At 71.9% G+C, this 23154-nt stretch carries 13 protein-coding genes; 12 read left to right on the top strand and 1 reads right to left on the bottom strand.

Features of this window, described 5'->3' with window-relative positions; genetic code table 11:
* Positions 1–319: 319 nt before the first annotated feature.
* From CHR28_RS14265 to CHR28_RS14240, 6 genes are all read left to right on the top strand, one after another.
* Positions 320–4117, top strand: coding sequence for a GH92 family glycosyl hydrolase (locus tag CHR28_RS14265; protein WP_179272436.1), 3798 nt, complete (start codon positions 320–322; stop codon positions 4115–4117).
* Between the two features lie 508 nt (positions 4118–4625).
* Complete coding sequence (locus CHR28_RS14260) at positions 4626–7931, top strand: SpoIIE family protein phosphatase (protein WP_256984245.1); 3306 nt, start codon at positions 4626–4628, stop codon at positions 7929–7931.
* Positions 7928–9007, top strand: a complete 1080-nt coding sequence (locus tag CHR28_RS14255) for a sugar ABC transporter substrate-binding protein (RefSeq protein ID WP_094053968.1) — start codon at positions 7928–7930, stop codon at positions 9005–9007. The genes CHR28_RS14260 and CHR28_RS14255 overlap by 4 nt, the downstream gene beginning before the upstream one ends.
* A gap of 14 nt (positions 9008–9021) precedes the next feature.
* Positions 9022–9801, top strand: coding sequence for an ATP-binding cassette domain-containing protein (locus CHR28_RS14250; RefSeq protein WP_179272435.1), 780 nt, complete (start codon positions 9022–9024; stop codon positions 9799–9801).
* Entirely contained in the window at positions 9792–11093 is a 1302-nt protein-coding gene (locus tag CHR28_RS14245) for a sugar ABC transporter permease (protein ID WP_094053967.1), read from the top strand. Before CHR28_RS14250 ends, CHR28_RS14245 begins: the two co-directional genes overlap by 10 nt.
* A gap of 46 nt (positions 11094–11139) precedes the next feature.
* On the top strand, positions 11140–12498 hold the full coding sequence (locus tag CHR28_RS14240) for an ABC transporter substrate-binding protein (RefSeq protein WP_094053966.1): 1359 nt from the start codon (positions 11140–11142) through the stop codon (positions 12496–12498).
* A gap of 102 nt (positions 12499–12600) precedes the next feature.
* Here the strand turns inward: CHR28_RS14240 and CHR28_RS14235 are convergent, their stop codons facing one another.
* Positions 12601–15396: an aconitate hydratase gene (locus CHR28_RS14235; RefSeq protein WP_094053965.1), complete on the bottom strand. Its 2796-nt coding sequence runs from the start codon at positions 15394–15396 to the stop codon at positions 12601–12603.
* 420 nt (positions 15397–15816) lie between these two features.
* On the opposite strand from CHR28_RS14235, the gene CHR28_RS14230 reads away from it, so the two are divergent.
* The 6 genes from CHR28_RS14230 to CHR28_RS14205 all read left to right on the top strand — a co-directional run bounded on the left by CHR28_RS14230 (position 15817) and on the right by CHR28_RS14205 (position 23126).
* Positions 15817–16017 (top strand): DUF4236 domain-containing protein, encoded by a 201-nt coding sequence (locus CHR28_RS14230; protein ID WP_094053964.1) that lies wholly within the window; start codon positions 15817–15819, stop codon positions 16015–16017.
* 92 nt (positions 16018–16109) lie between these two features.
* Entirely contained in the window at positions 16110–17639 is a 1530-nt protein-coding gene (locus tag CHR28_RS14225) for a helix-turn-helix domain-containing protein (protein WP_094053963.1), read from the top strand.
* 612 nt (positions 17640–18251) lie between these two features.
* Positions 18252–19733 (top strand): Y4yA family PLP-dependent enzyme, encoded by a 1482-nt coding sequence (locus CHR28_RS14220; RefSeq protein WP_094053993.1) that lies wholly within the window; start codon positions 18252–18254, stop codon positions 19731–19733.
* Entirely contained in the window at positions 19730–21049 is a 1320-nt protein-coding gene (locus CHR28_RS14215; RefSeq protein ID WP_094053962.1) for a pyridoxal-phosphate dependent enzyme, read from the top strand. Before CHR28_RS14220 ends, CHR28_RS14215 begins: the two co-directional genes overlap by 4 nt.
* The gene (locus CHR28_RS14210; protein ID WP_373453352.1) at positions 21046–22251 is read left to right on the top strand and encodes an aminotransferase class V-fold PLP-dependent enzyme; all 1206 of its coding nucleotides are present in this window, start codon (positions 21046–21048) and stop codon (positions 22249–22251) included. The genes CHR28_RS14215 and CHR28_RS14210 overlap by 4 nt, the downstream gene beginning before the upstream one ends.
* Positions 22252–22343: 92 nt before the next feature.
* Complete coding sequence (locus CHR28_RS14205; RefSeq protein ID WP_094053960.1) at positions 22344–23126, top strand: class I SAM-dependent methyltransferase; 783 nt, start codon at positions 22344–22346, stop codon at positions 23124–23126.
* The last annotated feature ends 28 nt before the right edge of the window (positions 23127–23154 follow it).

The following is a 23154-nucleotide window of genomic DNA, read 5'->3' as shown; positions in this document are numbered from 1 at the left end:
CCGGCACCGCGATCGGGTCAAGCTGGGTCGTGCAGGAAAGTGCGGGTGGTGACGTGCGGATCGGGTGAAGCGTGCGACAGGTATAGTCCACTTCCCGCCAGCGGATCAACATCGAACACAGGGTTCGCCGTGGGTCTTATCCGAGTTGAGACCTCGCGGAAGTATGAGCGGCCTGTGTGTTTCACGACGGAAAAATCCCGGTCGTCGCCCCCGAATGCCACAGGCAACACCCTTGACACACCCCGGCACTTGAGCAACTACTGGTCCTTGCGCATCGAAGGTGACAACGTTGTCCACTGCGCAGGGAGGGTACCCGTTGATGCAGCGGAAAGCTCGGCACAGATGGGGTTCGGCGGTCGTGTCGACGACCGCCTTCGCTTTGGCCCTGGGTTCGCAGGGCGTTGCGGTCGCACTGCCCCAGGCCCCGGAGAGACCGGATCGGGGGTTCACGTCCTCCTTCGAGGCGGACGACCCGCTTCCGGACTGGCTGAACACCGTCGACACCGGCCCCGGCGGCGAGAAGCGCGCCTCGGGCGTGGACGGCGGCTACAGCAGCGGCATACCGGGCAATGTGACCGACCAGGTCACGGACGTCCGGGCCAGCGCCGAGAACACGGGCGGCGGAGAGGTGAAGGAGAACCTGGTCGACCTCGAACCGAGCACCAAGTGGCTCGCCTTCGAGCCCACCGGCTGGGTGGAGTTCGACCTGGACAAACCAGTCAAACTGGTGCGCTACGCGCTGACATCGGCCAATGACGCCGACGAGCGCGACCCCAAGGACTGGACCCTGAAGGGCTCGGCCGACGGCAAGGACTGGAAGACTCTGGACACCCGCTCCGGCGAGTCCTTCGCCGAGCGGTTCCAGACGAAGACGTACGACGTGGCCGAGCCCGCCGAGTACCGGCACTTCCGGCTGGAGGTCACCCGGAACAACGGCGGCGGCATCCTGCAGCTCGCCGACCTCCAGCTGTCCACGGGCGGCAGCGACGGGCCGGTCCCGCAGGACATGCTCTCCCTGGTCGACCGCGGCCCGAGCGGCTCACCGACCGCCAAGGCCGGCGCCGGCTTCACCGGCAAGCGCGCGCTGCGCTACGCCGGCCGGCACACCGCCGAGGGGCGGGCGTACTCGTACAACAAGGTCTTCGACGTGAACGTGGCCGTCGGCCGGAACACGCAGCTGTCGTACCGGATCTTCCCGTCGATGGCCGACGGCGACCTGGACTACGACGCCACCAACGTCTCCGTCGACCTGGCCTTCACCGACGGCACCCGTCTGAGCGAGCTGCGCGCCACCGACCAGCACGGCTTCCCGCTGACGCCGCAGGGCCAGGGCGCCGCCAAGATCCTGTACGTCAACCAGTGGAACAACGTGGCCTCGCGGATCGGTTCGGTCGCGGCCGGGAAGACCGTGGACCGGATTCTGGTGGCCTACGACTCCCCCAAGGGCCCGGCCAAGTTCCGGGGCTGGCTGGACGATGTGAGCATCGCTTCCGTCGCGCCCGAGCGGCCGAAGGCACATCTGTCGGACTACGCGGTGACGACCCGCGGCACCAACTCCAGCGGCGGCTTCTCGCGGGGCAACAACTTCCCGGCGACGGCGGTCCCGCACGGCTTCAACTTCTGGACGCCGGTGACCAACGCCGGTTCGCTGAGCTGGCTGTACGACTACGCGCGGTCCAACAACGCGGACAACCTGCCGACGATCCAGGCGTTCAGCGCCAGCCACGAGCCGAGCCCCTGGATGGGCGACCGGCAGACCTTCCAGGTGATGCCGTCCATCGCCGCCGGGACCCCGGAGTACGGGCGGGAGGCGCGGGAGCTGGCCTTCCGGCACGAGAACGAGACGGCCCGGCCGTACTACTACGGGGTGCGGTTCGAGAACGGGCTGAAGGCCGAGATGGCCCCCACGGACCACGCGGCGGCGCTGCGCTTCACCTACCCCGGTGACGACGCGAGCGTCCTGTTCGACAACGTGACCGACCAGGCGGGGCTCACGCTCGACAAGGAGAACGGGATCGTCACCGGCTACTCGGACGTCAAGTCCGGGCTGTCGACGGGCGCGACCCGGCTGTTCGTCTACGGCGAGTTCGACAAGCCGGTGACCGGGGGCGACTCCAGCGGCGTCAAGGGCTACCTGCGCTTCGACACCGACGACCGGACCGTCACCCTGCGCCTGGCGACCTCGCTCATCAGCGTCGACCAGGCCAAGGACAACCTGCGCCAGGAGATCCCGGAGGACCGGTCCTTCGAGGCGGTCAAGAAGAGCGCCCAGCGGCAGTGGGACCGGCTGCTCGGCAAGGTCGAGGTCGAGGGCGCGACCCCCGACCAGCTGACGACCCTGTACTCCAGCCTGTACCGGCTGTACCTGTACCCGAACTCCGGGTTCGAGAGGGTCGGGGGCAAGTACCGGTACGCCTCGCCGTTCTCCCCCATGCCGAACCCGGACACCCCTACGCACACCGGCGCGAAGATCGTCGACGGCAAGGTGTACGTCAACAACGGCTTCTGGGACACCTACCGGACGACCTGGCCCGCGTACTCGTTCCTGACCCCGTCGCGGGCGGGTGAGCTGGTCGACGGGTTCGTGCAGCAGTTCAAGGACGGCGGCTGGACGTCCCGCTGGTCCTCCCCCGGCTACGCGGACCTGATGACGGGCACGTCCTCGGACGTGGCGTTCGCGGACGCGTACGTCAAGGGCGTCGACTTCGACGCGAAGGCGGCGTACGACGCGGCCGTGAAGAACGCGACGGTCGTGCCGCCGAACTCGGGCGTGGGCCGCAAGGGCATGGCCACCTCGCCCTTCCTCGGCTACACGAGCACCGAGACCCACGAGGGCCTGTCCTGGGCGCTGGAGGGCTACCTCAACGACTACGGCATCTCCCGCATGGGCCGGAAGCTGTACGAGGAGACCGGTGAGCGGCGCTACAAGGAGGAGTCGGAGTACTTCCTGGACCGGGCACAGGACTACGTGAACCTCTTCGACTCGAAGGCCGGGTTCTTCCAGGGCCGGAACGCCAAGGGCGACTGGCGGGTCGAGTCGTCGAAGTACGACCCGCGGGTGTGGGGCCACGACTACACCGAGACCAACGGCTGGGGCTACGCCTTCACCGCCCCGCAGGACAGCAGAGGCCTGGCCAACCTGTACGGCGGGCGCAAGGGCCTCGGCGACAAGCTCGACGAGTACCTCTCCACCCCGGAGACCGCCTCCCCCGAGTTCGTCGGCTCCTACGGCGGTGTCATCCACGAGATGACCGAGGCGCGTGACGTGCGGATGGGCATGTACGGGCACTCCAACCAGGTCGCCCACCACGCCCTCTACATGTACGACGCGGCCGGGCAGCCCTGGAAGACGCAGCAGAACGTCCGCGAGGTGCTGTCCCGGCTGTACACCGGCAGCGAGATCGGGCAGGGCTACCACGGCGACGAGGACAACGGCGAGCAGTCGGCCTGGTACCTGTTCTCCGCGCTCGGCTTCTACCCGCTGGTGATGGGCAGCGGCGAGTACGCGATCGGCTCGCCCCTGTTCACCAAGGCGACCGTGCACCTGGAGAACGGGCGCGAGCTGGTGGTGAAGGCGCCGCGCAACAGCGCGAAGAACGTCTACGTGCAGGGGCTCAAGGTCAACGGCCGCACCTGGTCGAAGACTTCGCTGCCGCACTCGGTGGTCGCCAAGGGCGGTGTCCTGGAGTTCGACATGGGACCGAGGCCGTCGTCGTGGGGCACCGGCAAGGACGCCGCGCCCGCGTCGATCACCCAGGACGACGAGGTGCCGTCGCCCCGCGCGGACCTGCTCGGGCGGGAGGGCGCCCTGTTCGACGACACGTCGGCGACGGACGCCACGGTGACGTCCGTGGACCTGCCGGTCGGCGAGGGCGCCGAGGCCGTCCAGTACACCCTGACGTCGTCGAAGGACCGGACGAAGGCACCGGCCGGCTGGACGCTGCAGGGCTCCTCCGACGGTGAGACCTGGCGGACGCTCGACCAGCGCTCCGGGGAGGCCTTCGCCTGGGACCGGCAGACCCGCGCGTTCTCGGTGAAGTCACCGGGCACGTACGCGAAGTACCGCCTGGTCCTCGACGGCGAGGCGACCCTGGCGGAGGTGGAACTGCTCGGCTGAACAAGTGGGTTGGGGGGCCTCGCGCCCCTTCCCGTGCCGGTCCTGCCAGGGGAGTCGGCGACTCCTCTGGCGGAGACGGTGCGCGGGGAGGCGGCCGAGGCCTCCCGCCGTTTCGGGGGCCGGGTCGAGCGCGACGGGCGGGGCGGGGCCGCCGTTCCCCGTTTACATTCGCGCCGCCGGGCACTAGCTTCCGCATCAGCCGGGGTGGGAGCGCTCCCACAGGTGGACCGGAACCCGCCCTCCGGGTCGCTCCCACCCCGCGCTTCCCCGCGGGCACCGCCGTAGGCGTCACGCCCCTGCTTCGCGACGAGAGTCGCTTCGCCCCATATGTCGCTGATATCCAGGTGTGGGATTCTGTTGGTGGGTGCCCTGCCGCTCACGTGCGGCGTGGTTCCGCCATGTCGGTGTGACCCGGCGCCGCCGGTCCCGTGCCCGCGTCGTCGTCGCCTGAGTTCCGGGGACTCCCACCTGCCGGTGGCCGCGGCATGGACGGGAGGTGGACGCGGACATGCCCCATGACGGCGAGACCCGGGCCGAGGTTCCCGGTCTTCGGGCGCCGGGGAGCGGGGACGCGGGTCCGCCTCGCCCCGCGCCGGAACCCGCCGCGCGGGAGCGGGTGCTGGCGTTCGCCGGAGTGGTGCTGGCGGCGGCGTACGTGCGCAGCGAGGACGGGGCGGAACTGCGGGTGGTGGAGTCGGCCGGGGGCGATCCGGGGCGGTACGACGTGCCGAGCCGGGTGCGGCTTCCGGGGACGTCTCACAGCACCGGCCCGGGGCCCGGCCCGCACCGCGCGCCCGGCGCTCCCCCCTCCGGCCCGGACCGCGCGCCCGGCGCTCCCCCCTCCGGCCCGGACCGCGCGCCCGGCGCTCCCTCCTCCGGCTCGCAGCGCACGCCCGGTGCTCCCCTTTCCGGCCGGGACCACGCAGCCGGTGCTCCCTCCCCGGGCTCGCACCACGACACACCCCGCGCTCCCTCCCCCGGCCCGGGCGCACCGGCAGCGCGGGGCGACGCCTCCCCGGGCGCCACTGCCACCCCCGGCGCGACCGGCGCCCCCGCCCTCGTCTCGCCTCCTTCCCCCGCCCCGGACCCGGACCTCGGCGACTTGCCCGCCGAAAGGGAGGCCCGGGCGGCCGCCGTCGTCGAGGCCTTTCTGCGGGGCCGGGCCGTCTGGCTCGACGGTGCCGTGTTCGCCGCCCGGGGAGACGGCGGGAGCACTCCCGTTCCGTTCGGGGCGTTGCCGCTGGGGGCGGCGGGCGGGTGGCTGGGGTGTCTGGCCGTCGTGGGGGAGGCCGGGGAGGGGTTCGGGGTCGAGCAGCGGGAGTTCCTTGAGCGGTACGCCGAGGCGGTCGCCGGGCGTCTGCGGGGCGAGGCCGACCGGTCCGCGCCCTCTCCGCTGCTGGACTCCGCCCTGCGCGCCATGGGCGTCGGCTCCTTCGCCCTGGCGCCCGGCACCGGCCTGGTGGAGACCGACCCGGCCCTGCTCGAACTCGTCGGCATCCCCGAGGACGGCTTCGACGGCAAGACCGACACCCTCCTGTCGTACAGCGTCCCGGAGGACGTCCCGGCCCTGATGTCGGTCATCGAACCGTCCGCGCAGACCCCGGGCCGCCGCGAGCTGGAGTTCCGTATCCGCCGGCCCACCGGGGAACTGTGCTGGCTGCACCTGGGCTGCCGCGTGCTGAAGGGGCCCGACGGCGCCCCGCGGCGGGTGCTGGGCGTGGTGACGGCGGCCCCGGTACTGCGCCGGGGCGCCAGCGACGTCGCCCGGATCCAGTGGCTGACGGCCGCGCTCGACGACGCCACGACGGTGCGGGACGTCAGCCGCGTGGTCGTCGCCGCGCTGCGCGAACCCCTCGGCGCGGACCGGGTGGCGCTCGCCGAGGTGCTGGACGACCGGCTCGCGGTCACCGTGCTGGACCCGCCGGGTGCCGGTGCCTGGCCGGAGCTGTGGCGTTCGGAGTGGCGCTCGGAGTGGCCCGACGCGCCGGTCAGCGCCCTGCCCACGCTCCAGGCGGCGTTGCGGGACGGCCGGATGAGCCTGTGGCCCGCGGGTGCCGTGCTGGAGCCCGGGCTCGCCGGGATCGGCCCCGGCGGTCTCGCGGTGCTGCCGCTGCCGGCGAAGAACGGCGTGGCCGGGGTGTGCCTGGTCGGCTGGGACGCCCCGCACGCGTTCGCCCCCGAGGAGCGGGCCCTGCTCACCGCGACCGCCGGACTGGTGGGCCAGGCCCTGAAACGCGCGCACGCCTACGACGCCGAGCAGGAGCTGGCGACCATGCTCCAGCGCAGCCTGCTCCCCCGCCGCCTTCCCCGGCTGCCCGGCGGCACGGCCGTGGCCCGTTACCTGCCCGCCCGGCGCGGCCTGCAGGTGGGGGGCGACTGGTACGACGTGATCGCCCTGTCGGAGGGGAAGGTCGCCCTGGTCATCGGGGACGTGCAGGGGCACAGCGCCGGGGCCGCGACGATCATGGGCCAGATGCGCACCGCGGTCCGCGCCTACGCCGTCGAGGGGCATCCGCCGGACGTGGTCGTCGCCCACGCCAACCGGCTGCTCGTCGGCATGGAGACCGACCTGTTCGCCACGTGCTGCTACGTCGAGCTGGACATGGAGGAGGGCAACGCGCTGTTCGTGCGGGCCGGGCATCTGGCCCCGCTGGTGCGGCATCCCGACGGCAGCACCGCGGAGATCGCGGTCGAGGGCGGGCTCCCGCTCGGGGTCCTGGCGGACGCGGAGTTCCCGCTGACGGCACTCGCGCTCGCCCCGGGCTCGGTCCTCGCGCTGGTGACGGACGGTCTGGTCGAGTCCGCGGAGCTGCACCTGGAGGAGGGGATGCGGCTGGTGCGCCGGGCACTGGCCGCGGCCGACCCCGCCGACCCGGGGCGCATGGCCGACGCGCTGCTGGGCGAGGACGGGCGCCGGGAGGACGACGTGGCGGTGCTGCTGCTGCGCTACGACGGGATGCGGATCAGGCCGGTGCGGGCCGGCTGGGTGGTGTGGCGGCTGCCGGACGCGGTGATGCACGCCCGCCGGTTCAGCGCGCGCACGCTGCGGTCGTGGGGCGTGGTGGCGGAGGCCGACGCCGTGCTGCTGGTGGTGTCGGAGCTGGTCACCAACGCGCTGGTGCACACGCAGGGCGCGGTCCGGCTGGATCTGACCCTGGCCGCGGACCGGCTGCGGGTGACGGTGGGCGACTCCTCGCCGCGCGCGCCGGCCAAGCCGGTGGTGGTCGACTGGGAGTCGACGGGCGGACGGGGGCTGTTCCTCGTGGAGGCGATGTCGGCGGCCTGGGGTTCGGTGCCGGTCGGCGGCGGCAAGCAGGTGTGGAGCGAGATCGTCGTCTCCCGTCCGGAGGAGGAAGCGGGGCCCGGGACGGATTCCGGGCCGGAGGCACCGGAGCCGGAGCCGCCCGGGCCGGAGCGGACGCGGGACCGCTTCCGGGAGCGGACCGGCGGCTGGGGCTGGGGCATGGGCCGCGGCCGGAGCCGCCGCGGCGGCGAACGGAACAGGGACCAGGAAGACCCTGTGGACCGGAGCAGCCCCCTGTCCCGCGACCGGTCCGGGGACCGGCGCGGCCCCTTGCCCCGCGACCGTTCCGGGGACCGGAACCACCCGCTCCCCCGCGACCGCCCCGAGGACGGCGCCCGCCCCCTGCCCCCAGACCAGCGCCACCCGCACGGCCGGAACCCCGGCCGGACCTCCGGCACCTCCGGCCCGAGCCGCCCGCGTGGCAGTGGCACGGGCCCTGACCAAGGCCGCGGCCGTACCCGCGCTCCCCGGGATCCCCGGCGGCCGGCCGGAGAGGGAGGGCCACCGTGAGGAGGCATGTGGGGCGGGTGGCGGCCGCGCTGACGGCAGTCGTCCTCGCAGCGGCCGGCTGCACCGGCGACGGCGGCGACAGCGGCGAGGACGGGCTGACCGTCGGCGTGCTGCTGCCGAGCCGTGCCGTACCCCGCTGGGAGCAGTCCGACCGGCCCATGATCGAGAAGCGGGTCAAGGAGCTGTGCGCCGAGTGCACGGTGATGTACGCCAACGCCGAGAACGACGCGGCGAGCCAGCGGCAGCAGATGACGTCCATGATCACCAAAGGGGCCTCGGTGCTGATCCTGGACGCCGTCGACCCCAGGGCCCTGCGCTCCTCGGTCCGGGAGGCCCACCGCGAGGGCGTCCCGGTGATCGCCTACGACCGTCTCGCCGAGGGCCCGATCTCCGGTTTCGTCAGTTTCGACGGCAACCAGGTCGGCCGGCTCCAGGCCGCGGCGCTCCTCAGGGGCATGGGCCCGCGGGCCGACGGAGGCGGTGTCGTGATGATGAACGGCGACCCGTCCAGCCCGAACGCCGCCTGGTACGAGCGCGGGGCGAAGTCCGTCCTCAAGGACCGGGTCCGGATCCTGAAGTCGTACGACACCCTGGGGTGGCGCGCGGAGAACGCGCACGACCACATGTCCGCCGCCGTCAGTGCCCTCGGCCCGCAGCGGATCGACGGGGTCCTCGCGGCCAACGACTCGATCGCCGCCGGGGTCATCGCGGCCCTCAAGAGCGCCCGGGTCTCCCCGCTGCCCCCGGTCACCGGGCAGGACGCCGACCTCTCCGCCGTGCGGCGCATCGTCAAGGGCGAGCAGTACATGACCGTCTACAAGCCCTTCCGGCGGGAGACGGACGCGGCGGCCGCGATGGCCGTCGCCCTGGCGCGCGGCAACGACGTCGACGCCCTCGTCGCGACGACCGTGGACAGTCCCACCACCCGGGACGTCCCGGCGGTGCTGCTGGACCCGACCGCCGTCACGCGGGACACCATCGGCCGGACGCTCGTCCGGGACGGCGTCTACACGGTCGACCAGATCTGTATCCCCGAGCTCCGGCGCGCCTGCGACCGGATCGGACTCACCCGGTGAGGGAGGTGGTCGCCGTGATCCATCCGCCCGTGCTGGCGTTGCGCGGCATCTCCAAGCGGTTCGGCGGCGTCCAGGCGCTCGTGGACGTGGACCTGAAGCTGCGCGCAGGTGAGGTCGTGGCCCTGGCGGGTGACAACGGCGCCGGCAAGTCCACGCTGGTCAAGGTGGTCTCCGGGGTGAGCCCCGCCGACCGGGGCGTCATCGAGTGGGAGGGACGCCCGGTGCAGATCAAGCGTCCCCACGACGCCCACAGTCTGGGCATCGCGACCGTCTACCAGGACCTCGCGATGTGCGACAACCTCGACGTCGTCGGCAATCTCTTCCTCGGCCGGGAGATCGACCGGGTCGGCATCCTCGACGAGGTGGAGATGGAGCGGCGCGCCCGCGACCTGATGCGCACGCTGTCGATCCGCATCCCCGACGTGCGCGTGCCGGTCGCGGCCCTGTCCGCCGGGCAGCGCCAGGCCGTCGCGATCTCCCGTTCGCTGATGGCCGCGCCCAAGGTCCTGCTGCTCGACGAGCCCACGGCCGCGCTGGGCGTGGAGCAGACCAGCCATCTCTTCGACCTCATCGAGGAGGTCCGCGACCGCGGCATGGCGATCATCCTCATCAGTCACAACATGGGCGACATCAAGGCCGTCGCGGACCGGGTGGCCGTGCTGCGGCTGGGACGCAACAACGGCCTGTTCGATGTGAGCACCGTGACCCAGGAGCAGATCATCTCCGCCGTCACCGGGGCGGCGGACAACGCGGTCGCCCATCGCGCGAGGCCCGACGAGGAGGCGTGGCCGTGACCGGCGACGGGCCGCACCACGACGGCCCGGGGGCCAGGCCGGTCACGGCAGGGCGGGAGCAGCGCGGCCGCGGCTGGCAGGAGAACCTGCGCGGATACGCCCTGGAGGTGCGCGGGAGCGTGCGGGAGGGCGAGCGCGGGCCGGTGCTCGTGATCGCCGGGCTCATCGTGATCTGGTGCGTCTTCCAGGCGCTGGACGACAAGTTCCTCTCGCCGCGCAATCTGTCGAACATCGGCGTGGACATCGTCGGGACCGGCCTGGTGGCGGTCGGCATCGTGTTCGTGCTGCTGATCCGGGAGATCGATCTGTCGGTCGGCTCGGTCAGCGGTCTGGCGGGGGCGGCGTTCGCCGTGCTGAACGTGAACCAGGGGGTGCCGGAGTGGCTGGCGGTGATCGTGGCGGTGGCCGTCGGCACGGCCGTCGGTGCCTTCCACGGGGCCTTCCACGCCTGGCTGGGGGTGCCGGCGTTCGTGGTGACGCTCGCGGGACTGCTGATCTGGAACGGCCTGACGCTCTACCTGCTGGGCGCGAGCGGCACGATCAACATCGACGAGGAGGGGCTGGTGGCGTCCCTGACCAGCCGGCACTTCGGTGCCGACGCGGTGGCGTACGCGGTCGCGGCGCTCGGCACGGCCGGGTACCTGCTGGCCGCGCGCCGCCGTCGGGGCCGGCACCGCGCGGCCGGGATGCCGTACCGGCCGCAGGGCGAGATCTGGCTGCGCACCGCCCTGCTCGCGGTGGCCGCCTTCGCCGCCGCCTACACCCTCAACCGCTTCCAGGGCCTGCCGCTCGCCCTGCTGATCTTCCTGGTCGTACTGGTCGTCTCGGACTACGTGCTGCGGCGCACCCGCTACGGGCGGCGGGTGTACGCGCTCGGCGGCGGGGTCGAGGCGGCGCGGCGCGCGGGCATCGGGGTGGAGCGGGTCCGGGTGGCGATGTTCATGGTGTCGGGGACGCTGGCCGCGGTCGGCGGGCTGTTCGTGGCCTCGGGGCTGACCTCGGCGAGCCCGACCACGGCCCGGGCCGCCGGTTCCGGCATGCTGCTGATCAACGCGATCGCCGCGGCCGTCATCGGCGGTACGAGCCTGTTCGGCGGGCGGGGCTCGCCCTGGTCCGTGCTGCTCGGGGTGCTGGTCATCCAGTCGATCGCCTCGGGCATGGCCCTGCTGGGCGTGCAGGACGCGGTGCAGTTCATGATCACCGGAGGGGTGCTGCTGGCCGCCGTGGCGGCCGACGCCCTGTCCAGACGGGCGGCGGCCCGCAGCGGCCGCTCCCGAGCCACCCCCACATGACCGCATATGCATCCAAATGGGAAAAGTGGGTATACGGTCGGGTGTCATGACACGCAGCCGCCTCGTCAGGGTGGCCGTGACCGCCACGGTCGCCGCGGGCCTGGCCCTCGCCGGGTGCGGTGACACCGATCCGCCCGGCGCCGAGGAGCAGCAGGCCGACCTCAGCGTGCTCGCGACGGACGCACCCCAGATGCAGACCCTGGAGCGGCTCACCAAGCGGCACTTCACCGCGGAGACGGGCATCACGGTCGACTACACGCTGCTCCCGGAGAACGAGGCGCGCGAGCGGATGAACCGCGAGTTCGCCACCCAGGCCGGAAACCACGACGTGGCGAGCGTCAGCGCGTACGAGGTGCCGATCTACGCGGACAACGGCTGGCTCGCCCCGCTGGACTCCTATGTGAAGGCGGACCAGGACTTCGACCAGGACGACGTCCTGCCGAACCTGGTGGCGTCCCTGACCGGGGAGGACGGCAGGCTCTACGCCGAGCCCTTCTACGGCGAGGGCTCCTTCCTGATGTACCGCAAGGACCTCTTCCGCAAGGACGGCCTGACGATGCCGCCGGATCCGACGTGGCGGGAGGTCGCCGACCTCGCCGCCCGGGTCGACGGCACCGACGGCGCGAGCGGCATCTGCCTGCGCGGCCTGCCCGGCTGGGGCCAGAACCTCGCCCCGATCAACACGGTCGTCAACACCTTCGGGGGCGCCTGGTACGACACCGGCTGGAACGCGCGCCTGACCTCGCCGGAGTTCAAGGAGGCCGTCGGGTTCTACGTCGACCTGCTGCGCTCCCACGGCCAGCCCGGCGCCGAGCGGATGGGCGTCATGGAGATCCTCGACCGCTTCGTGGAGGGCGGCTGCGCCATGATGTACGACGCCACCTCGCTGGCGTCGACGATCGAGGCCGACACCTCCCCCGTCAAGGGCAAGGTGGGGTACGTCCCGGCCCCGCACGAGAAGACCGAGAAGGCCGGCTGGCTGTGGACCTGGGCGTGGGGGGTGCAGCAGGCCTCGGCGAAGAAGGACGCCGCCTGGGAGTTCATCTCCTGGGCCTCCTCCAAGGAGTACCAGGAGCTGGTGGGGCGCGAGCGGGGCTGGACGGCGGCGCCCGCCGGGAACCGCAGGTCGCTCTACGCCAACCCGGAGTACCAGCAGGCGGCCGGTGCCTGGTACCGGCAGGAGTACGCGGCGGCCACCGGCTCCGCCGACCCGCGCAACCCCGGTGTCGCCCCGCGTCCCTACGGCGGCATCGGCTTCCTGGACATCCCCGAGTTCGCCGTGCTCGGTACGGCGGTCTCGGAGCAGATCGCGGCGGCCATCGCGGGACGGCAGCCGGTGGACACGGCCCTGGAGAAGTCCCAGGACCTCGCCCAGGCCGCGGCGGCCAAGTACCGGGGCGAGTGAAACGGCGCGGGCCACGCCCCCGGTCACCCGGGAACGCGGCCCTCGAACTGCCCTGGACTGCCGTGGACCGTCCTGGACTGCCGGACTGCCCTGCCGGTCCGCCTACTTGCGGATCAGGCTGCGCAGCACGTACTGCATGATGCCGCCGTTGCGGTAGTAGTCGGCCTCACCCGGGGTGTCGATGCGGACGACCGCGTCGAACTCGACGCCGGTGTCGGTGGTGACCTTCACCGTGCGCGGGGTGGTGCCGTCGTTGAGCTCGGTGACGCCGGCGATGGAGAAGGTCTCCTCACCGGTGAGGCCGAGGGAGGCGGCGGACTGGCCCTCCGGGAACTGCAGCGGCAGGACGCCCATGCCGATGAGGTTCGAGCGGTGGATGCGCTCGTAGGACTCGGCGATGACGGCCTTGACGCCGAGGAGCGCGGTGCCCTTGGCCGCCCAGTCGCGGGACGAGCCGGAGCCGTACTCCTTGCCGGCCAGGACGACCAGCGGGATGCCGGCGGCCTGGTAGTTCTGCGAGGCGTCGTAGATGAAGGAGACCGGGCCGCCGTCCTGCGTGAAGTCGCGGGTGTAGCCGCCCTCGGTGCCCGGCGCGATCTGGTTGCGCAGGCGGATGTTGGCGAACGTGCCGCGGATCATGACCTCGTGGTTGCCTCGGCGCGAGCCGTAGGAGTTGAAGTCACGACGCTCCACACCGTGCTCGGTGAGGTACTGGCCGGCCGGGGTGTCGGCCTTGATGGCACCGGCCGGGGAGATGTGGTCGGTGGTGACCGAGTCGCCCAGCTTGGCGAGCACCCGGGCGCCGGAGATGTCCTGGACCGGGGCCGGCTCCATCTCCATGCCCTCGAAGTACGGGGGCTTGCGGACGTAGGTGGACTCGCTGTCCCACTCGAAGGTGTTGCCGGTCGGGATCGGCAGGGCCTGCCACTGGGCGTCGCCCGCGAAGACGTCCGCGTAGGACTTGGCGAACATGTCCTCGCCGATGGCGTTGGCGACGACGTCGTTCACCTCGGCCTCGGAGGGCCAGATGTCCTTCAGGAAGACCGGGTTGCCGTCCTGGTCGGTGCCCAGGGCGTCCTTGGTGATGTCCACCTTCATGGAACCGGCGATGGCGTAGGCCACGACCAGCGGCGGGGACGCCAGGTAGTTCATCTTGACGTCCGGGTTGATGCGGCCCTCGAAGTTCCGGTTGCCGGAGAGGACCGAGGTGACGGCGAGGTCGTGGTCGTTGACGGCCTTGGAGACCTCCTCCGGCAGCGGGCCGGAGTTGCCGATGCAGGTGGTGCAGCCGTAGCCGACGAGGTTGAAGCCGACCTTGTCGAGGTAGGGGGTCAGGCCCGCCTTCTCGAAGTAGTCGGTGACGACCTTGGAGCCCGGGGCGAGCGTGGTCTTGACCCACGGCTTGCGGGTCAGGCCCTTCTCCACCGCCTTCTTGGCCACCAGCGCGGCGGCGACCATGACGTACGGGTTGGAGGTGTTGGTGCAGGAGGTGATGGCCGCGACCGTCACCGCGCCGTGGTCGAGCTCGTAGGTGGTGCCGTCGGGGGCGGTCACCTGGACCGGGTTCGACGGTACGGCACCGGTGCCCTGGGCGTGCTGCGGGGCGCCGGCGCCGTTCTCCTGGCTGCCGTAGGCCGGGGCGTCGGAGGCCGGGAAGGACTCGTCGCTGGCCTCGTCGACCGGGGAGGCGGCCGCGGCCGGGGACTGCGCGACGGGGGCCTCGACGTAGTTGAGGACGTCCTTGGCGAACTGCTGGGCGGCCTCGGCGAGGACGATGCGGTCCTGCGGGCGCTTCGGGCCGGCGATCGACGGGACGACCGTGGCGAGGTCGAGCTCCAGCTTCTCGGAGAAGTCGGGCTCGGCGGCCGGGTCGAGCCAGAGGCCCTGCTCCTTGGCGTACGCCTCGACCAGGGCGAGCTGCTGCTCGCTGCGGCCGGTGAGCCGCATGTAGTTGATCGTCTCGTCGTCGATCGGGAAGATCGCGGCGGTCGAGCCGAACTCCGGCGACATGTTGCCGATGGTGGCGCGGTTCGCCAGGGAGGTCGCGGCCACGCCCTCGCCGTAGAACTCGACGAACTTGCCGACGACGCCGTGCTTGCGCAGCATCTCGGTGATGGTGAGCACCAGGTCGGTGGCGGTGGTGCCGGGCTGCAGCTCGCCGGTCAGCTTGAAGCCGACGACGCGCGGGATCAGCATGGAGACCGGCTGGCCGAGCATGGCGGCCTCGGCCTCGATGCCGCCGACGCCCCAGCCGAGGACGCCCAGGCCGTTGACCATGGTGGTGTGCGAGTCGGTGCCGACCAGGGTGTCCGGGTAGGCCTTGCCGTCGCGGACCATCACGACGCGGGCCAGGTGCTCGATGTTCACCTGGTGGACGATGCCGGTGCCGGGCGGGACGACCTTGAACTCGTCGAAGGCGGTCTGGCCCCAGCGCAGGAACTGGTAGCGCTCCTTGTTGCGGCCGTACTCCAGGTCGACGTTCTGCTTGAAGGCGTCGTTCGTGCCGAACTTGTCGGCGATGACGGAGTGGTCGATGACCAGCTCGGCCGGCGCCAGCGGGTTGATCTTCGCCGGGTCGCCGCCCAGCTCCTTCACGGCCTCACGCATGGTCGCGAGGTCCACGACACAGGGAACGCCGGTGAAGTCCTGCATGATCACGCGGGCCGGCGTGAACTGGATCTCCTGGCTGGGCTGGGCCTGCGAGTCCCAGCCGCCGAGGGCACGGATGTGGTCGGCGGTGATGTTCGCGCCGTCCTCGGTGCGGAGCAGGTTCTCCAGCAGGACCTTGAGGCTGTAGGGCAGCCGGGCCGAGCCCTCCACCTTGTCCAGCCGGAAGATCTCGTACGACTCGTCGCCCACCTGCAGCGTGCTGCGGGCGTCGAAGCTGTTCGCCGACACGACAGTCTCCTTCATTGATGTGCGCGTACCACCACGATCCTGCCGCCACGGCCTCTCGACCGATCCGCTAAGGTAAGGCTAAGTTAGGTAACCCTTACCGGGGTGACGGCTGCGGTGCTCCTCGGCAGATATCTCGATGTCGAGATAACTCTAGTACACCCGGGCCGGTTGGTCATGCCCGGGCACCGCCCGAGCCGCGGCCGCCATGGCCGAAACGCGCCGGCACGGACCCGCCGGCCCGCCGCGGCCACACCCCCGCCCGAAACAGCGCCGGCACCCTCCGCCCGGGACACCGCGGACACCGCGGACACCGCGGACACCCATCGGACGACCCCGCTCCCCCAACGGAGCCATCAGAACGGGAACTCGGGGTAACCGAACGGAACCGGGGACACCCGGTGACCCGAAAGGAGGCCCTGAATGCCCCTCACGTTCCGTAAGAGTTTCCGGATTCTTCCCGGCGTGCGGCTCAACATCAACAAGCGCTCCTGGTCCATCACCACCGGCGGCGGCAAGAACGGCCCCCGGCACACGCGCAGCAGTACCGGACGTCGTACGACATCGATGGATTTGCCCGGACCTTTCGGATGGCGGCGCACCACGACGTCCAAGCGACACTGAGGCGCCCGGGCGGGATTGACGGTCCCTCACACCCTCACCCGAACGGACCCCCCGCCCGGACCACATCTCATATCTGAGATAACCTCAACCCCATGGCAGACGACTACCTCGTACGCATCGGCAAGCTCATCCGCGACGCCCGGCAGCACCGCGGCTGGACGCAGTCGCAGCTGGCCGAGGCGCTCGGCACCAGCCAGAGCGCCGTCAACCGGATCGAGCGCGGCAACCAGAACATCAGCCTTGAGATGATCGCCCGCATCGGGGAGGCCCTCGACAGCGAGATCGTCTCGCTCGGCTACGCCGGTCCGATGCATCTGCGAGTGGTCGGCGGCCGCCGGCTGTCCGGTGCCATCGACGTCAAGACGAGCAAGAACGCGTGCGTGGCGCTGCTGTGCGCCTCTCTGCTCAACCAGGGGCGCACAGTACTGCGCCGCGTCGCCCGCATCGAGGAGGTGTACCGCCTCCTGGAGGTGCTGGGCTCCATCGGCGTCCGCACGCGGTGGATCAACGACGGGGTCGACCTGGAAATCGTGCCGCCGGCCGAACTGGACCTGGCGGCCATCGACGCGGACGCGGCCCGCCGCACCCGCTCGATCATCATGTTCCTCGGTCCGCTGCTGCACCGCATGGACCACTTCAAGCTGCCCTACGCCGGCGGCTGCGACCTCGGTACGCGCACCGTCGAGCCGCACATGATCGCCCTGCGCCGGTTCGGCCTGGACATCGCCGCCACCGAGGGCCAGTACCACGCCCAGGTGGACCGCTCGGCCAGCCCCGACCGCCCGATCGTCCTGACGGAGCGCGGCGACACGGTGACCGAGAACGCGCTGCTCGCCGCTGCCCGGCACGACGGCATCACCGTCATCCGCAACGCCTCCTCCAACTACATGGTCCAGGACCTGTGCTTCTTCCTGGAGGCGCTCGGCGTCAAGGTCGACGGCATCGGCACCACCACGCTCACCGTGCACGGCGTGCCGACCATCGACGTCGACGTGGACTACTCCCCCTCCGAGGACCCGGTCGAGGCGATGAGCCTGGTCGCCGCCGCCGTGGTCACCGAGTCGGAGCTGACGGTCCGCCGGGTCCCCATCGAGTTCCTGGAGATCGAGCTGGCGGTCCTGGAGGAGATGGGGCTCGACCACGACCGCACGCCGGAGTACTTCGCCGACAACGGCCGTACGCGCCTGGTGGACCTGACCGTCCGCCCCTCCAAGCTGGAGGCGCCGATCGACAAGATCCACCCCATGCCGTTCCCCGGCCTGAACATCGACAACGTCCCGTTCTTCGCGGCCATCGCGGCGGTCGCCCAGGGCAAGACCCTCATCCACGACTGGGTCTACGACAACCGCGCGATCTACCTCACGGACCTGAACCGCCTCGGCGGCCGCCTCCAGCTCCTGGACCCCCACCGCGTCCTGGTCGAGGGCCCCACCCGCTGGCGCGCAGCAGAAATGATGTGCCCCCCGGCCCTGCGCCCCGCGGTGGTCGTCCTCCTGGCGATGATGGCGGCAGAAGGCACGTCGGTGCTGCGCAACGTCTATGTCATCAACCGGGGTTACGAGGACCTGGCGGAACGCCTGAACTCGATCGGCGCCCAGATCGAGATCTTCCGCGACATCTGAGCCCCCTCCCGCGCACTCCGGCCCGCGCCTGTCGAGCAGCATCTCGACGGGCGCGGGTCGCTGCGTTCGTTCGCCGTCGCGGGTGCCAGTCCGCGGGCCTCCTCGTACCGGCCGGAATCATGGCGGCCTGATCGGTCGCGGGCAGGGGCCGGGATACCCCTGGTGCGGGTGGTGCATGCGTGTGGTGGGGGCTTCGCCGGACGGATGGGGCGCATGGCCGGGCGCCCGGCGTGCGCCGCCTGCTCCCGTCGTGATCCGCTTCGCATCGGCCGCAGGACAGGCCCCGGCCTTACAGGGCGTAAAGCGACCGAAGAATGGATATGGGTCATACGGCGACACGCGGGGAGTGTCCGACGTGCCCGGATGCCGGGCGCAGCGGCTTCAGGGGAGGGAGCGCGCATGGACGGCCGGCCCTTGCACACCGAACCGCAGAAACCCGAACCGCAGCATCCCGAACCGCAGATTCATGAGCTTCGGAGTCACAGGCCTCAAAGTCACAGGCCTCAGAGTCACCAGCCCCGGATTCACGAGCCGCGGAGTCCGGAACCGCAGGTCCCTGACCCGCAGATTCCAGACCCGCCGAGTCCAGACCCGCTGAATCCAGATCCTCGGATTTCAGACCCGCCGCATCTCGCACCGCTCTACCTCCACCCCCGCCTGGAGCCACGGCTGCGGTCCTTCCTGGCGGATGCCGCGACCCTGCACTCGCTCACCGGCGCGCTCGGTTCGCCGCTGCACGTCGTCGTGCCCGATCAGATCGCGGAGAACGTGGAGCGGTTCCGGTCCGTGTACCGGGCGCATCACCTGGCCGGGCAGGTCTTCTACGCCCACAAGGCCAACCGGTCCAGCGCGCTGCTGCGCCGCCTGGCCGCGACGGACGCGGGCGTGGACGTCGCGTCGCTGGAGGAGTTGCAGCACGCGCTGGGGGCCGGTTTCTCCCCGGACCGGATCATGGCCACGGGGCCGAAGAACCCGGAGTTCCTGTGGCTCGCGGCCCGCGCGGGCGTCACGGTCGGCGTGGACGGGACCGCGGAGCTGGACCAACTGGCCACGCTGGTGCGCAAGTACGGGCTGGGAAGGGTGCGGGTCCTGCCGCGGCTGTCGGGGTTCGAGACGACGGGCGTGCGCGTGCTGAGCCGGCGCAGCCGCTTCGGCACCCCCGTACGAGAGGCGGAGCTGCTGCTGGAGGCGGTCGAGCGGCACGGTGACGCGGTCGACGCAACCGGAGTGGCCTTCCATGTGGACACGATGAGCGTGGCGGAGAAGGCGGTCGCCCTCGAAGGGTGCCTGGCGGTGCTGGAAGCGTGCCGCAGCCGGGGGTTGCGGCCCCGGGCCGTGGACGTGGGCGGCGGGTTCGGCGTCAGTTACCTCGCCGAGCGGGAGCAGTGGGAGACGTACACGAGCGAGCTCACCGCGGCGGTGATGGCCCGCCGCCCTCCCCTGACCTGGGGCGGGCACGGTTACGGGCTGCGTGAGGAGTCCGGCACCCTGCGCGGCTCGCTCGGCCTGTACCCCGCCTTCCGGTCCGTGGCCGGCGCCGCCTACCTGGACGAGCTGCTGGCCCAGCCCGCTCCCTCCCTGGGCGGGCGTCCACTGGCCGCGTTGCTGCTGGAGCACCTGTACGACCTGTACACCGAGCCCGGCCGGGCCCTGCTGGACCAGTGCGGGCTGACGCTCGCGAAGGTGCTGGAGGTCCGCACGCAGGGGACCGACGGGGCCCTGCTCGTACGGCTGGCCGCGAAGGCGGACGACATCGCCCTGGAGGACCACGGCGTGCTGATGGACCCGGTGCTCATTCCCCGGAGCGGAGCCGCGGCGGACGGCGACGGGCCCGTCGCCGCGCACCTCTTCGGCAGCCTGTGCCTGGAGACCGACCTGATCACCCGGCGCACGGTGTTCCTGCCACGCCGCCCGGCCCCCGGCGACCTGCTGGCCTTCGCCAACACCGCGGGCTACGCCATGGACTTCCACGCCACCCGCGCGCAGCAGCAGCCCGCCGCCCGCAAGGTCGCCGCCTGGCAGGACGGCGACGCCTGGCGGTGGTGCCTCGACGACCAGTTCTGGCCGATCACGCCCTCGGGGGGAGCCCAGTGAGGTACGACAGCATCACCGAGGCGATCGGCAACACCCCGCTGGTGCGGATCGACCCGGCCGTGCACGGTCTGCGCCACATCGACCTGTACGCCAAGCTGGAGATGCTCAACCCGTTCGGCTCGGTCAAGGACCGGGCCGCCTGGAACATGGCGCGGCCCCTGCTGGACGAGGCCGTGGAACGGGGCAGCCAGGTCGTGGAGTTGTCCAGCGGCAACACGGCCAAGGCCCTGGCGGTCATCGCGGGCATGCACGGCCTGGGCTTCAAGAGCGTCACCAACCGGATGCGCATCCCGGAGATCAAGGACCTCCTGCTGCTGCTCGGCGCGGAGATCGAGGAGCTGCCGGGCCAGAGCGAGTGTCTCGACCCGTCCGCGACGGACGATCCGCTGACCCTCTTCCACCGCACGCTGTCGGCGTCGGGCGGCGCCTATCTGCACACCGACCAGTACTTCAACCCGCGCAACACCGAGGCCCATCTGACCGGCACGGGGCCGGAGATCGTGAAGGACCTGGACGGCCGGGTCCCGGACTGGTTCGTGGCCTGCGTGGGCACGGCCGGTTCCTCCACGGGCGTGGCCCGCGCGCTGCGCGAGGAGGATCCGTCGGTGCGGGTGCTCGGGCTGGTCGCGGCCAAGTCCGACTTCATCCCCGGGATCCGCACGATCGACGAGGTGCAGGAGGTCGGCCTGTTCGACCCGGACACGTACGACACGATGGAGTCGGTGACCGCCGACGAGGCGATCGAGGGGATGCTCACGCTGAACCGCCGCTGCGGCATCCTGGGCGGACCGACGGGCGGGGCCGCGTACTTCGGCGCGGTCCGTCATCTGCGCGCCCTGGACGAGGAGTCGGAGGAGCGGCGCACGGCGGTGTTCATCGTCTGCGACCGGGTGGAGAGCTATCTGAGCTACGTCCGGCAGCGGCGGCCCGACCTGCTGGGCCGGCCGCCGCGGAGGAACTCACCGGCCGATCTGTCGGAGGCGGAGGTGGGCCGGGCGCCGTCGGTGACGGTGGCCGAGGCCCGGCGCTGGATCGACACCGACCGGCCGCTCGTGGTCGACCTGCGCAGCCCCTACGCGTACGCGGCGCTGCACATCGACGGTTCGGTCAACATCGTCGACGAGCTGTTCGGCGAACTCGTGCGGGGCGGTCTGCCGTTCAGCCGGAGCCGGCCGGTTCTGCTGGCCTGCCCGGTCGGGGAGCAGTCCGCCCGGTACGCGGCCCTGCTGACCCGCATGGGCCACCCGGGCGTGCGCAGCCTCGCGGGCGGCATCATCGCCTGGCGGGACGCGGGCGCGCCCCTGGTGCGGGACTGACGGCCGTGACCGCACCGACCGCCGGCGAGGACCTCGGCGCGTGGCAGCGGGAGCTGCGCGCCCGGTTCCCGATCGTCACCGGGCACCCGGAGCTCGCCTACCTGGACAGCGCGGCCACGGCGCAGAAGCCGCAGGCCGTCCTGGACGCCGTGCAGACGTATCTGACGACGTCCAACGCCAACTCCGCGCGCGGCACGTACACCTGGGCCAACCGGACCACGGAGCTGGTCGAGCGGACCCGTGAGCGCGTCGCCCGGTTCCTGGGCGATCCCGGGTCCGGCGGCTCGGTGGTGCACTTCACCGGAGGCACCACCGAGGGGCTGCGCACGATCGCCCGCGACTGGCTGCCGGGGTTCCTGCGCGACGGCGACGAGATCGTCGTACCGGACGCCGATCACCAGGCCAACATCGTGCCCTGGCTGGAGGCGCAGCGGCAGATGGCCCGCGAGGGCGTGCGGGTGCGGGTGGTGCCGATGCCGTACCAGAGCGGCTCCGGGGACTACGACCACCGGGCGCTGGCGGAGCGGGCCGGGCCGCGCACCCGGTTCGTCGCGACGACCCATGTGCACCACGTCTACGGCGGCGACATGAACGTGCAGCGCATCCGCCGGGCGGTCGGCCCGGACGCGGTGATCTGCCTGGACGCGGCGCAGAGCGTGGGGCATCTGCCGGTGTCGGTGGCCGAGTTGGACGTCGACTTCGTCGTCTTCTCCGGGCACAAGGCGCTGGCCCTGCCCGGTTCGGGCGCGGTGTGGGCGCGGCAGGCGCGCGGGCCGGCGTTCGTGCCCGGCGGGTGGAGCGGCACGCCGAACACGGTGGGCATCGCCTCGCTCGAAGCGGCTCTGGACTGGCTGGACGCGGCCGGTGTGGACAGGATCGAGCGCTGGACGGCCGACCTGGCGTCCCGGCTCACCGACGGGCTGCGCCGGCTGGACGCCTACGAGATCCTCGGCTGTCCCCTGAGCCTGGCGGCCGACGCGCCGGTGCAGCGGCGGCAGGGCATCGTCTCCCTGCGCCACCACGCGATCGACTCGGGCGACCTGGGGTTCATCCTCTTCAGCCACGGCTTCATGGTGCGTTCGGATCACCACTGCCAGGGCGACGCGGGCGAGAAGACCGGTTCGGTGCGGGTGAGTCTGCATGTGTACAACACCGTGGAGGAGATCGACCGGCTGCTGTCCGTTCTCGCCTCACTTGGGTGAGCGCGGGCCGCCTGAGCGTAATGAGAACCGTTTCCACCTGTAGGCTCGGAACGGCAGGATTCAGGGGCGAGACGGCAAGGTGGCACGACCGGATGGGGCTGAGTCTGGCGACGGCGGAGCGGTGGGTGGAGCGCTGGGAGCTCCAGCAGCAGCGGTACGCCGTCGACCGCGAGGAGCGGTTCACGGTGATCGCCGACGTGGTCGAGCACGTCGTGGCGGGGCGCGCCGGCCGGCCGCTCGTGGTCGACCTGGGCTGCGGGCCGGGCTCGCTCGCCGCCCGGCTGGTGCGGCGGCTGCCCGAGGCGGAGATCGTGGCCGTGGACCGGGATCCGCTGCTGCTGGAACTGGGCCGCACCCACCATCCGGACGCCGCCCGCTACGTCGACGCGGAGATCGGCGCACCGGGCTGGACCGACGCCCTGGAATTGGACCGGCCGCTGGACGCGGCCGTCTCCACCACGGCCCTGCACTACCTCGACCACGCCACCCTGCTGCGCGCCTACCGGCAGCTCGCTTCGCTGCTGCGCCCCGGTGGAGTCCTCGTCAACGGCGACCATCTGCCCCCGGACGAGGCGGGGCCGGCCGGGATCGCCGCCCATGTCGGGCGCTGCCGGGCCGGCCGGCAGCGGGTGTTCGCGCACGAGGACTGGCGCTCCTGGTGGGCCGCCGTCGCCGAGGACCCCGAACTGGCCGATCTGCTCGCCGAGCGCCGGCGCCGCGCGGAGCCCTCCGGCAGCTCCACCGGCAGCTCCACCGGCACCCCCGCCGAACTCCCCCTCTCCGTGCACCTGGACCTGCTCCGGCGGGTGGGTTTCCGCCAGGCCGGTCCGGTCTGGCAGTACGGCGAGAGCTGCGTGCTGGTCGCGGTCCGCTGATCCGCCCGGGCCGCGTGCCGTCCGCGGG

Source organism: Streptomyces sp. XY006 (assembly GCF_002237655.1).
Classification (GTDB): domain Bacteria; phylum Actinomycetota; class Actinomycetes; order Streptomycetales; family Streptomycetaceae; genus Streptomyces; species Streptomyces levis.
The sequence above is the reverse complement of the archived record's forward strand: the minus strand, read 5'-3'. Positions and strand labels throughout refer to the sequence as shown.

Bases quoted from the DNA above. Each gene is read 5' to 3' on its own strand.
- CHR28_RS14225 (WP_094053963.1), top strand. From the start codon at position 16,110: ATGGCAGACGACTACCTCGTACGCATCGGCAAGCTCATCCGCGACGCC.
- CHR28_RS14205 (WP_094053960.1), top strand. From the start codon at position 22,344: ATGGGGCTGAGTCTGGCGACGGCGGAGCGGTGGGTGGAGCGCTGGGAG.
- CHR28_RS14240 (WP_094053966.1), top strand. From the start codon at position 11,140: ATGACACGCAGCCGCCTCGTCAGGGTGGCCGTGACCGCCACGGTCGCC.
- CHR28_RS14260 (WP_256984245.1), top strand. From the start codon at position 4,626: ATGCCCCATGACGGCGAGACCCGGGCCGAGGTTCCCGGTCTTCGGGCG.
- CHR28_RS14265 (WP_179272436.1), top strand. From the start codon at position 320: ATGCAGCGGAAAGCTCGGCACAGATGGGGTTCGGCGGTCGTGTCGACG.
- CHR28_RS14230 (WP_094053964.1), top strand. From the start codon at position 15,817: ATGCCCCTCACGTTCCGTAAGAGTTTCCGGATTCTTCCCGGCGTGCGG.